This window comes from Frankia sp. AiPs1 (genome assembly GCF_023716945.1).
Classification (GTDB): Bacteria; Actinomycetota; Actinomycetes; order Frankiales; family Frankiaceae; genus Frankia.
The window spans coordinates 1-12,200 of the sequence record NZ_JAMQQF010000152.1 but is presented as its reverse complement, the minus strand read 5'-3'; the positions used below and the strand labels follow the sequence as shown (position 1 = coordinate 12,200).

8 protein-coding genes are annotated in these 12,200 nt (G+C 72.1%); 4 read left to right on the top strand and 4 right to left on the bottom strand.

All coding sequences use genetic code 11. The features are described from left to right. Both ND748_RS15380 and ND748_RS15375 read left to right on the top strand, forming a co-directional pair. Positions 1-2,614: SpoIIE family protein phosphatase (locus ND748_RS15380; protein ID WP_251746491.1), on the top strand; the 2,614-nt coding region annotated here is incomplete at its 5' end. A 94-nt stretch (positions 2,615-2,708) separates the two neighbouring features. Next, complete coding sequence (locus tag ND748_RS15375) at positions 2,709-3,533, top strand: ABC transporter ATP-binding protein (RefSeq protein ID WP_251746490.1); 825 nt, start codon at positions 2,709-2,711, stop codon at positions 3,531-3,533. A gap of 457 nt (positions 3,534-3,990) precedes the next feature. Here ND748_RS15375 and ND748_RS15370 read toward each other — a convergent pair whose 3' ends face one another. Further along, positions 3,991-4,704: a hypothetical protein gene (locus ND748_RS15370; protein WP_251746489.1), complete on the bottom strand. Its 714-nt coding sequence runs from the start codon at positions 4,702-4,704 to the stop codon at positions 3,991-3,993. Positions 4,705-5,207: 503 nt separating this feature from the next. On the opposite strand from ND748_RS15370, the gene ND748_RS15365 reads away from it, so the two are divergent. Beyond that, entirely contained in the window at positions 5,208-5,549 is a 342-nt protein-coding gene (locus tag ND748_RS15365) for an Lsr2 family protein (RefSeq protein ID WP_011606763.1), read from the top strand. Positions 5,550-5,769: 220 nt separating this feature from the next. Here the strand turns inward: ND748_RS15365 and ND748_RS15360 are convergent, their stop codons facing one another. Next, positions 5,770-7,173, bottom strand: coding sequence for an aminopeptidase P family protein (locus ND748_RS15360; RefSeq protein ID WP_251746493.1), 1,404 nt, complete (start codon positions 7,171-7,173; stop codon positions 5,770-5,772). Positions 7,174-8,671: 1,498 nt separating this feature from the next. On the opposite strand from ND748_RS15360, the gene ND748_RS15355 reads away from it, so the two are divergent. Beyond that, positions 8,672-9,886, top strand: coding sequence for an LCP family protein (locus tag ND748_RS15355; RefSeq protein ID WP_374215930.1), 1,215 nt, complete (start codon positions 8,672-8,674; stop codon positions 9,884-9,886). On the opposite strand, the gene ND748_RS15350 is transcribed toward ND748_RS15355, so the two are convergent. Together ND748_RS15350 and ND748_RS15345 are read right to left on the bottom strand one after the other, a co-directional pair. Further along, entirely contained in the window at positions 9,880-11,199 is a 1,320-nt protein-coding gene (locus ND748_RS15350; RefSeq protein ID WP_251746492.1) for a YihY/virulence factor BrkB family protein, read from the bottom strand. The two genes, ND748_RS15355 and ND748_RS15350, sit on opposite strands and share 7 nt — an antisense overlap. 208 nt (positions 11,200-11,407) lie before the next feature. Continuing rightward, positions 11,408-11,608 carry a hypothetical protein gene (locus ND748_RS15345; RefSeq protein ID WP_009742431.1) on the bottom strand — a complete coding sequence of 67 codons (201 nt, stop codon included), beginning with the start codon at positions 11,606-11,608 and terminating at the stop codon, positions 11,408-11,410. Between the last annotated feature and the right edge of the window lie 592 nt (positions 11,609-12,200).

The following is a 12,200-nucleotide window of genomic DNA, read 5'->3' as shown; positions in this document are numbered from 1 at the left end:
TGTGGCCGGTGCTGCTCGACGCCACCGGTTGAGCAATCCCGCCTTGACCGCCCTTCCCGATTTAACCGCCCATCCGGCCGTGACCTTCCAGCCCGGCCCAAGGGAGCGGGCCGCCGAGGCGGCGCGGGCCGATGCCGATCAGCGGGCCGAGGCGGCCGTCGAACAGGCCGAGGCGGCCGTACAGCGGGCTGAGTCCGGCGGGTTGTTCTCCGTCGCGCTGGCCCGGGCCAGCACGGTCGACGAGGTCCTCGCCGCGATTGTCGACGTCGGCGGTCAGGCCGCGCGGGCGGCCGGGCGCGGGGTCGCACTGGTCGACGACGGTCAGGAGGAGCTGCGGTTCGCGCGTCCCGGCGCCAACACCGCGCAGCGGCTCGGCCGCTGGCCGGACGTGGCGCTGGGAGCGGTGCATCCGGTGGCCGAGGTGGTGCGGGGAGCCCGGCCCCTGTTCCTGGCCGACCGGGAGGAGCTGCTAGCTCGCTGGCCGGTGTCCGGTCTCGCCGACGCCACCGCGGCGGCGGGGGAGCAGGCGTGGGCCATGCTGCCGCTGGTCGCCGCCGACGGCTCGGCCTTCGGCGTGGTGACCTTCGCCTTCCCGGCCCCGCGGACCTTCACCGCCGCGGATCGGGCCTACCTCGGTGGCATCGCCGCCGCCGGCGCACGCGCGCTGGAGCGGGCCAGGGCACACGAGCGGCTCGTGACCGAGGCGGCGGGGGCCCAGTCGGCGCTCACCGCGGCAGACGAGGAGCGCGAGGCCCGGGAACGCACCGACCGGCGGCTGCGCCTGCTGACCCGGGTCACCCAGATCGTGACCGCGGCCGGGGACCCCGAGCCGTCCCTGCAGGCCGTCGCGGACCTGATCGTCGCGGAGATCGCGGACCTGTGCGCGGTGCACCTGGTCACGGCCGATCCGGCCCTCGCGCCCACCACGGCTTCGGCGGACCCGGCGGACCCGGCGGACTCGGCGGACTCGGTGGACCCGGTGGCTTCGGTGGCTTCGGTGGACTCGGCGGCTGACGACGGCGCGCAGGTGGCCGGGACCCAGCCGAACAGCGGTGGACGAACGGGCGGGGCGACGCCGATTCCGCGGCTCCGGCCACTGATCGTCGCGGGTTCCGCCGCGGCCGGCGCCGCGCCCTCGAACGGCGCCTGGATCGCGGCGCTCGCCTCGCCGTCGAACCCGGTCACCCAGGTCGCGGTCGGCGGGATCGGGCAGATCGTCAGCCACGCCGGGGACGGCTGGGATCCGCCGTCCGACGTCGCGCGCTGGATCCGGCAGGCCGGCGCCCACACGACGGCGGTGCTGCCCGTGGTGCGGGCCGGGCGAACCGTGGCCGTGCTCAGCCTGACCGCGGTCGGTGACCGGGCCCCGTTCATCGAGGCCGACCTGGCCTTTCTGACCGAGCTCGCCGCGCGTGCCGGGGTCGCCCTGGAGCGCATCGACCGCGAGCACAGCGCGCGCAGCGGCGCCGTGGAGCTGCACGAGACCCTGCGCGGCGCGGCACCGGTGGTGCCTCGGGGGTTGGAGGTGGCTTCCCGCTACCTGCCCGCCGGGGCCGAGGGGGACGCCGGCGGGGAATGGTTCGACGTGATCGACCTCGGGGCCGGCCGGGCTGCCCTGGTGATCGGCGGCGTCCGCGGCCGGGGGTTGCGTACGAGCGCCGTGATGGGGCAGCTACGTGCCGCCGCGCGTGCCTGCGCCCGGCTCGACCTGCCACCCGGCGAGGTGCTGGCGCTGCTCGACGGCGTCGTCGCGGACATGCCGGGACGCGAGGTCGCGACCTGTATCTACGCGATCGCCGAGCTCGACACGGGCGTGCTCACGCTGGCCAGCGCCGGCCATCCGCCGCCCCTCGTCGTCGCCCCGGACGGGCTCGTCTCGCGGCTGTACATGGCGGTCGGCTCGCCGCTCGGCGACGCCCACCGGGATCCGTCGGGCCATACCGATGCCACCGAGTACACCGTCCGGCTCGGCCGGGGCTACCTCATCGCCCTGTTCACCGAGGGTCTGGTCCGGGGGGGTGGTCGGGACGTCGACGCCGGCGTCTCGGACCTCGCGGCCGTGTTGGCCCGCACCAACGAGGCACCCGACGCCGACCTCGACGTGCTGGCGACCGCGGCCTGCGCGGGCCTTGGCCGCGACAACCAGCCGGCGCCCGCCGACGACGCCGTGGCGCTGCTGCTCGCCCGCCTGCCCGACGAACCGACCGCCGGGCCGACGCTGCTCGACGTCACCGTCGACGGGCCGTCCGGGCTGCACGCGGCGCGGGCGCAGGGCCGGCTCGCGCTGGAGAACGCCGACCTGCCGGCCGAGATCATCGACACCGTCGTACTGGTCCTGTCCGAGCTGACGAGTAACGCCGTGCGGCATGGCCGACCGCCGTTGTCCGTGCGGCTGCGCCGGCTCGGTGACCGGGCCGTCGTCGAGGTCGCCGACGGCGGCGGCCGGCTGCCCCGGCGCCGGCACGCGTCGCCGGACGACGAGGCCGGGCGCGGGCTCGACCTGGTTTCCCGGCTTGCCGTGCGGCACGGTTTCCGCCCGATCCCCGACGGCAAGGTGGTCTGGGCGGAGGTCGACCTGGTGGCGCCGGTCCCCGCCGATCCGGGCTCGCCGTGATCGTCTCGCCCGGGCGGGCGGCGCAGGGCGAGTGTGGCGGGGTCGGGCTGTCCCGGCGCCGCCGGGTGGGCACGTCTCGCGTAACGTGAGCGCCATGCCGGACGCGGTGCTGCGGCTCGACAATGTCAATGTCGTGCGGGATGGGTCGTACCTTCTGCGAGATGTTTCCTGGGAGGTGCTTCCCGGTCAGCGATGGGTCGTCCTCGGCCCCAACGGCGCGGGCAAGACGACCCTCCTGCAGGTGGCCTCGGGCCGGCTGTTCCCGACCTCGGGCGCGGTCGACCTGTTCGGTCAACGGCTGGGTACGGTGAACCTCCTCGAGCTGCGCTATCGCGTCGGCGTCGTCAGCCCGGCGCTGGTCGAGACGCCGCCCCCGGACGAGCGGGTGCTCGACGCGGTGGTCACCGCCGGCTGGTCGGTGCTCGGCCGCGGCGACGAGCCGTACGACGACGTCGACCTTGCCCGCGCCGCCGGGCTGCTGGCCCAGTTCGGCTGCCGGGAACTGCGGGACCGGCGCTTCGGGACGCTGTCCGAAGGCGAACGCAAGCGGGTGCTGATCGCCCGGTCGCTCATGAGCGACCCGGAGCTGCTCCTGCTCGACGAGCCCGCCTCCGGGCTTGATCTGGGGGCCCGGGAGGCTCTGCTGCGCCGGCTGACCCGTTTCGCGGCCGACCCCTCGGCGCCCGTCAGCGTCCTCGTCAGCCACCACGTCGAGGAGATCCCGGTGGGCGTCACCCACGCCCTGCTGGTGCGCGGCGGCCAGGTGCGGGCCGCGGGCCCGGCACCCGAGGTGCTCACCGCGCCCAGGCTGTCCGACTGCTTCGGAATTCCCCTCGACGTCAGCGTCGCGGCCGGGCGCTATGCCGCCCGCCTGGCCGCCGGCCCGCCGCCGCGGCGACCGGTGTCCGTCGGCGTCTGAGTCTGCGTCCCGCCCAGCGCCGCCTCGCCCGGCCCGCAGACAAGCCGCGCGCGACACGTCTGCGGGGCCGCCTGGTGGATCGACAGGAGCGGGCGTCTGCGGCCGGCACCGTCCCCGCGGGGCGCCGTTCACGAGATCCCCGCGGGCTTTCGGGCGGTTCCCCGGGCGATGCCTGGTCGCTGCGGCGGGCACCGGTGCGCCAGGGCGATGCGAGGCCCTCAGAAGGCGTCAGACCCGCGCTGGCTTCACGGTCGGGTCTTTTGCTGCCCTAGCACCCTTGCGGCTCCGCATCGGCGTTGAGAGCCCCGGAAGGGGCAAGCCGGCCGAGTCGGACCGGGAACTGTCGGGCGATGACTTCGGCGGGCGGAGTTCGGCGGGCGGCGCTCGGTAGGGGAGCTCGGTGGGCGAAGCCCTGTGCTTGGCGTCGCGGGTACCACCGAGAACTGGGCGGGCGCGCTCACCGCCGGAGCCGGTCCCACAGCCAGCCGGCGCCACGCGCCTCGGCGCCGAGGGCGCGGACGCGGGCGGTGAGCCCGCGGTCCGAGGTGATGACGATGACGCCGGGGCCGGCGCGGCGGGCGGCGTCGACGATCGCGTCATCGCCGTTTCCGGGGGCGTGGACGACGGCGAGTGTGGGTGCGAGTGCGGGGCCGTCGTCGTTCGTCGCGTCCGATCGGTCGGCGCCGTTCCCGGAATTGCTGTTGCCGTCTGCGGGCGAGCGACGGCCCTTCTCCGCGCGGCGATCGCCGTTCTCGGCCCTGTGGTCCGCCTTCCTCGCGGACCGGTCGCCCGTCCCCGTGGATCGACCGTCCTTCCCGCATGGCCGGCCTGTGTTCCCGTTCGGCTGGCCTGTGTTCCCGTTCGGTTGGTCCGTGTTCCCGTTCGGCTGGTCCGTGCTTCCGCGTACCTGGACTTGGTCATCGTCGGGAGCCAGGGGCTTCGCCGGAGTCGGCTCGACGACCACCACCGCGGCGGGAACCCCGGCCCGGGCCGCCCCTTCCAGAACGACCACGATCCCCGTCGGCCATTCCGCTGACCCCGGTGATCCGACGTGCCCGTCGGACCCGGCGATCCAGGCCGAAATATCGGCGAGCAGGCGCCGGGCCGCGCCCGGACGGTCGCGCCACCAGCCGTCGGCCCGGGACCCAATGACGTTGGCACCGTCCACCACCCACGTCCGTGGGTACTCGTCCGTGCGCCGAGCCATAGGGCCGGCGCCGGAATCAGGCGTACTCATCCGCCGCCAGGATCCCCTTTGGCATTCGTACCGGTCGGTTCCGCTCGCGGTGCCAGCACCCCAAAGCACCCACCGGCTGATGGCCGCCGATTGCCCGGCAATCGTCCGGGGAGTCGGTAGACGAACACGATCGGTGTCCCAAGGTCGGCGGACATGGTCGCCGCCCGGCCGACGGCGGCCCAACTGTCCGCTTGCGGCCGGCGTTTCGGCTCGGAAGGTGTGATTCGCAGAACATGATCGCCCCTATCATGCCGAGCTTGGCCACCGTCTTTGGGTTCCGCACTCCGACAGCCTCACCAGCGTGCCTAGACCGGTGTCTTCGTGTTCGGCGGCCCCAAGTCTGCGAGTCCGCCGAACCAGGCGTGACAGTTCCCGGTGTTCTCGTGGTAATACTAGACGCGTGAGTTCTGCGGTCCGCTGACCTGAAGGAGTGTGGCATGGCCCAGAAGACCATCGTCTCGTTGATTGACGATCTCAGTGGAGAAGAGGCCGACGAGACTGTCCGCTTCGGACTCGACGGTGCGCAGTATGAGATCGACCTGTCGGAGAAGAACGCGACGAAGTTGCGTGAGTCGCTGGCCCCGTTCGTGACCGCGGCCCGCCGTTCCGGCGGCCGTGCGGCGGGCAGCCGCCGTGGCGTGCGTACCGCTTCGCGACGTACCGGCGGAACCGACCGCACCGCCGACATTCGCGAGTGGGCGCGCAGCAACGGATACACGGTGAGTGACCGTGGCCGTATCGCCTCGAACATCGTCGAGGCGTACGACAAGGCCCACTGATCCTGGTCTTGACGACTTTTCCGGGTCGAGACTCGAAGCGGTGGACCCCGTAGTACCCGTCGTGCCCGCGGTATTCGGCCGCGGGCCGCAGGCCCCGGAGCCCGAAGACCTGCTGATCAGGTTTTGCCAGGGCAGGTTCCTGCCACACCGGCCTGGCCGGTGTGGCAGGAACGTTTGACCGCAGAGCCGACGCGCGCTGTCGTCGGCTCTGTTCGTTCCGTCAGTTCGGCAGATGTCGGCCCATCCAGCTTTCGACGTCTTCCGAGGTTCGTGGAAGCCCGGCGGACATGTTCCGCCTTCCTGTCCCGGTGACCAGGATGTCATCTTCTATCCGGACCCCGATGCCGCGCAGCTCGGGCGGAACGGTGAGGTCGTCGGGCTGGAAGTACAGGCCCGGTTCCACCGTCAGTACCATCCCCGGCTCCAGCGCCGCATCCCGGTAGGTCTCGTCCCGCGCTTGGGCGCAGTCGTGCACGTCCAGCCCGAGCATGTGCGACGTGGCGTGCAAAGTGTATCGGCGGTGGATCCCCGCGCCCGGAGCGTGGGGATCCTCCGACAGCGATGCCTGGGCCCCGTTCGGCAGCAGGCCCCAGTCCGCCAGGGCGGTGGCGATGACCTGCATCGCCGCCCGGTGTGGAGCAAGGAACGAGGCTCCCGGGCGGACCGCATCGATGCCGGCCTGCTGCGCGCGAAGAACCACGTCGTATACCTGGCGCTGCAGCTCCGTGAACCGGCCGGTGATCGGCAGCGTGCGGGTGACGTCGGCGGTGTAGAGCGACCTTCCCTCCACCCCCATGTCCAGCAGGGCCAGCTCACCGGCGCGCACCGGCCCGTCGTCGCGCACCCAGTGCAGGGTGGTTGCATGGTGCCCGCAGGCGACGATGGAGCCGTAGCCGACGTCGTTGCCGTCGACGCGGGCACGCCGCCAGAAGGTGCCCTCCAGCCAGCGTTCCCCGTTGGGCAGCTCCATCGCGCGGCCGATTTCCCCGACGCACTCGGTGAAGCCGCGAGCCGTCGCCGCGACCGCCTCGTCCAACCGGGCGATCTCGAAGTCGTCCTTGACCAGTCGCAGCTCGGAAAGGGCCTGGGCGAGGACCACATCGCGGTCGTCGCCCGATCTGTCGTCGGACCACCGCAGCACCGAGCGGTCGGCCAGCGGATCGATTCCCCGCAGCGTCCTGGTGTTTCCCGGGGCCAGCCGGGCCAACGCACCCGGCAGATCGGTCAGCGGCCGACACTCGATCTCCAGGGCGGCGGCTGTCTCGCGAACCCCCGGCCGGGGACCGACCCAGAGTTCCCCGTATCGGCGGTCGGTGTAGAACGCCGAGCTGGATCGGTCCGACCGGCCGGCGACATACAGCGTGGCATCGTGCTCACCGGCCGCGTTGGGTAGCAGAACCAGCACCGCATCGGGTTCATGACAGCCTGTCAACCAGAAGAAGTCACTTCCCGGACGGAACGGAAAATCTGTGTCGTTTGCCCGTACCCGCAGGCCGCCGCTGGGTACCACGAGGGCATCGGTCGGGAACCGCGAGCCCAACAAGGCGCGGCGTTTCGCGGTGTAGGGTGCGCAGTCATCGCGGGATGGCACAGCGTCGTCAATGGGCGCCCAGCCGGTTGCCATAAATCGCCGGAACGCCGCGTGCGGTTCCTCATCGTGGTTGGCCTGACCGGGTTCGCGGCCGGAAGACGCCGTCGGCTCGACCGTGGACTCGGCGGTCCCGGCGGTCGACGGCTCCGAATCCGACTCCGCGCCAGCGGAATCCGGCACCGCCCCGGGTACATCGATGCGGGGGCGGACAACGTCCGCTTCGCCGGCTGTGACGACGTTCTGGTCACGCTCCGCCGGGGCTCCCTCGGGTACCCCCGGGCCGGCCGGTAGAGGTGTGCTTTGGTGGGACTGGGCACTCATACCACTAACGGTAGGCCGGGTCGTGCTCCGACGGGTAGTGCTGAACCGGTCCGCCGCCCATCGAGACCGCGACGGACATCTCGCCGCGGCCGGTGTCGGATTTTCGGTACGCCGATCGTCCGGATGATGTGAGGCGATCCGGATGGCGCCCGGCCCCATCCCGCGCTCGGCGATCGGTACTCGCGCGCGTCGTCATCCGATCGGCGGGGTCGGAGGTACGGGCCGGCTGTGTCCGGCGACTTCGGCAGGTTACCCAAGGGCTGGCCTTCCCGCTTCGAACGGGTTAACACGGGCAAGCAACCGGTTGTGCGAGATCCCCTCAATGCGCCGTTACGTAACTTTCTGTCGCAGCCTGTTGACGGGGATGCCGGACCCCGGGTAAGAGCCCGGGACGGTGCACACGACGGAGGTTCGGTCCGGGTGCGGACGTCATCGATCCCCACAATCCCGTCCTAATATCCGCGCGTTCATCCGCTTCCCGGCCCGGGGAACGGGCGGCTCCCGGTGAGCCCGGACATCCGAGTCGACACGGGTGACTCCACCAGGGTGCTGTAAGTGACCTCACATCGGGGCTATGTCAGGATTCTCGGTCCGATCGCCGACGCGGGTCCGCATGTGCGGCAGACGGCCGCCCCCGTGGAGGGCGAGTCGAGGCCGCGTGCCACGCGATCCTCGGACCCGGGGTCGCCGGCCGTGCCGGGTCGCCCATCCGACAGCCGCCGAGGGCGTGCGGGGTGCCCCACCGAACGGAATCGATGAGAGGCTGTCCGGGAGTGTTCCGTTCGTCGGCTCGTGGCGCGCCGTCGGGACCGGCCGCACCGCGTCGATCGCGGCGCCGACCGGCGCGGGTGGTCCGACGGTCCTACCGGCGCGGGAGATCTGCTCCCGATGGACGAGGGAGGGGGAGGCGGCCATGACCTGGCCTCCGGATCGGCCGGAACGGCATGGGCCGCCCGAGGAGCGGCATGCGGGAGAGGACAACGGCCAGCGACGCGATGCCCCTCGACGCGATGCCCCTGGACGCGATGCCCCTGGAAGCGATGTGCCTCGGCGTGATGTGCCTCGACGCGATGCCCCTCGGCGTGATGGTTCCCGGCATGATGTCCCTCGGCGTGATGGTTCCCGACGCGATGCTCCCGGGCCCGCGTCTGCGGAGAACTGGCCGGCGGGGCAGTGGCCGCGCCGCGATGCCGGGTCGCAGCCGCCCCGGGTGGACCGCCCGACCCGGCCGGATCTACCGGAGACCGGCGAACCCGCGCCGCGAGGCAGCTCGATTCGTCGCGGCGTCACCGCGGTCGCCGCGGTGCTCGCCGCGGTCGTGCTCGTCCTGGCCACCAGCGGCTGGGCCGTGTTGCGACACTACGACGGCCGGGTCCGACACACCCCCCTGACCTTCTCCGCCGGCGTGGACCGGCCGGCGTCGGCCGCCGGCGGAACGCAGAACATCCTGCTGGTCGGATCCGACACCCGGGCGGGGACCAACGGCGAGTTCGGGGTGGCCGAGGGGCAGCGGTCCGACACCACGATCCTGGCCCATCTCGACGGCAACGGTTCGACGACCCTGATTTCGTTCCCCCGCGACCTGTGGGTGCGAATACCGGCCTACACCGACCCGCAGGGCACCCAGCACGCGGCCCAGCGCTCCAAGCTGAACGCGGCCTTCTCCTACGGCGGCCCGTCCCTGCTGGTCGCGACCATCGAGGGCCTCACCGGGATTCGCGTCGACCACTACGTCCAGATCGACTTCGTCGGCTTCCAGGGGATGACCGACGCCCTGGGCGGGGTCACCGTCTGTATCAGGGAACTGCCGGCCGAGCTGAAGGAACGCGGCTTCGACAACCTGCATGATCACTACTCCGGGTTCTCCGGTCAGGTGGGGGAGAACCGGCTGAACGGCGCGCAGGCCCTGGCGTTCGTCCGCCAGCGGTACGGCCTGCCGGAGAGCGACATCGACCGGATCCGCCGCCAGCAGCAGTTCCTGGGGGTCGTCTTCCAACGGATCGCCTCCACCGACACGCTGCTCAATCCGGCGAAGCTGATCAATGTGGTCGACGCCGCGACCTCGGCGATCACCCTCGACGACGGCACCTCCCTGGCCGACCTGCGCCTGCTGGCGGTCCGCATGCAGTCAATCGGCTCCGGTGGGGTCGCGTTCGCCACGGTGCCGGCCGCCGCCGGTCAGCGCGCCGGGCAGAGCGTGCTGGTGCCCGATCCCGACCAGCTCGGTGCCTTCCTGAAGTCCTTCGGTGGTCGCGCCGTCGGGGCGACCACGGCGGGCGCCTTGCCTGCCGGTCCCACCACCACCGGGGTCGTCCCGGTGTCCTGGTCCCGGCCGGCTGCGGCTGCGGCCGCGGGCGACGGCGCTCCGGTCAGCGCGCAGCCGACTCCGGCCGCCGCCCCGGCGGGCGTCTCCTGCACCTACTGAGCAGGCCCTCGCCGCAGCGGGGACGTCGGCGGGGTGGGATCGCCATCGACGGCGCAATGGTCGAACGAGACGCCGCCGAGGCCGGGTGAATCGGGCTTCCCGTCGACCTGGCCCGGGCCGCCGCCGGTCGGCGGGCCGCCGCCGGCGGCAGGCGGGCTTCTTGTGGTGGGAGGGCTGACCCCGGCTGGCGAGGTGCCGGCTGGCGAGGTGCCGGCTGGTGAGGTGCCGGCTGGTGAGGTGCCGCCGGTGGTGGGCCCGCCGTCCTGGCTGCTCTTGCGCTGCGAGGACTGCTCGTCCAGCGCCGCGTTGAGCTCGGCGCCCAGCAGCACCGCCACTGCGGTGATGTAGAAGAACAGCAGCGCCGCCACGGGCGCGCCCAGCGAGCCGTAGACCAGCTCGTGGCTGAACACGATTTCCAGGTACAGCCGCAGCACGTCGCTGCCGACCAGCCAGCACACCAACGCCAGGGTCGCCCCGGGAAGCGCCCGCCACCAGGGCCTGCGCATCGGCAGGGAGAGGTGGTAGAGCGAGGTCAGCATCGCGAGCGCGACCAGCCCGACGACCGGCCAGAACAGCAGGGTCAGCAGATGGTCGACCGACGGGTGCCGGTCGGCGTCGAGTATCCGGGAGATCAGCCCAGGTCCCAGGATCAGTGCCGGCAGGATGATCACACCGCTGGTGACCTGGGCGAGGAACAGGCCCAGCGCCACCAGCCGGCTGCGCACCGCGGAACGCTGGTCGCGCTGGCCGTAGGCGATGGTGATGGTGTTGACGAAGGTCGCCATCGCCGTCGAACCGGTCCACAGCGAGAGCACGAAGCCGATGGAGATCACATCCGGCCGACCGCGAGAGAGGATCTCGTCCACGGTGGGCCGCACCGCGTCGTCGACCACCGACTCGGTCAGCAGGTCACCTGCTCCGCGCAGGATGCTGTCCCGGATGCTGCTGAGCGCGTTCCCGCCGATGGCGTCGGCGACGTAGCCGAGCGCGCCGAGCAGGGACAGCAGCAGCGGCGGCAGGGACAGCAGCTGCCAGAATCCCGCCTCGGCGGCCAGGCCGAGCACCCGGTGGCGCCAGGCGTTGGCAAGCGTCGTGCGGGCCAGGCGCAGCGGTCCCCGCGGGACCCGGCGCTGCTGGCGGTCAAGGCGACGGAACATCGCGCTACGCCGCACCTTCGCCTGGGCCACGGTGCGGCGCTCCCGGGCGTTCGCCACCAGTTCCGGGTTGGCCTCGAGGACGACCCGACGAAGCAGCACCGACCAGCGGCCCCGTGCCGGGCTGCGAGCGACGGGGATGGGTGCCTCCTTCCCCATGGCGGCCACGGCCCCACCGTATGGCCTGGTGGAACGCCTGGAGGTCAACGGCGCCCACGCGGTGTCGGGGCAGATCCCCGGAAAGGGGGAGCGGGCGGGGAAACGCTCGGCAGGATGTCACCCCGTCCGCTCCCCGTCGTGGCGGAGAGCAGCGAAAGGGGCACGCCACGTGATCGTGGCATGCCCCTTTAATACCTGAGCGTAGGGCTCAGGACACGCTGAGCTTGTCGGTTTCGTCGTGGTATTCGACGGCCATCTCACGCAGCTTGGAGTCGTGCGACTTGGCATGATGCCGGCAGAAAAGGAGATCCCCGCCGCCAGGCAGCACCACCCGCACGTATGCCTGGGCACCGCACCGGTCGCAACGATCGAGGTTGGTCAGCGTCGGCTTCGTGGTAGTCCCTGTCACATCTACTCCAACTGTGTTAGGCGGTCAGACGTTCCTGCTGACCATGTGACGGTTTACTCACAGCCGGCTCTCGTGGCGTCATTGCATCCAGAGCGGCGTGGTGTCCGCGGAGCTTCGGATCCGCGGACGGTACTCGCCCCTGGCGAGCTGCGGCCTGATCAGGGCCGTCGGGCGCCGAAGACGATGTCGTCCCATGCTGGCACTGACTTGCGTCCACGTCGACCGCCTGCGGGACGTTCCCCCCCACGGGTGCCGTTGTTCTGGCGGCTTCGTGACGCAGCGGGTGCACTCGACTTCTCTGCGGTCGACTCGTCGGCACTCTCTGTCGTCGATTCCTCCGGATCGGTGGAAGGTGGCTCGCTCTCGGCCGCCGGCGCCGACGCACCTCGGCGTTGCCTGGCGGCCGCGGCGGGGGTCTGGTCCGCTGTGCTCGGGACCGTCGGTGAGCTCACCGCGGGTGTCTGGATCGACTCCTCGGTGGGGGTGGCGGAGGCGCCGCCACCCACGGATGGCGCTGCGGTGGCGGCATCGTCGGCCTGCCCTGGACGTCGGCCCGGGGCAGCGGCGCCCGACCCGGCCGGGCCGATCGAGG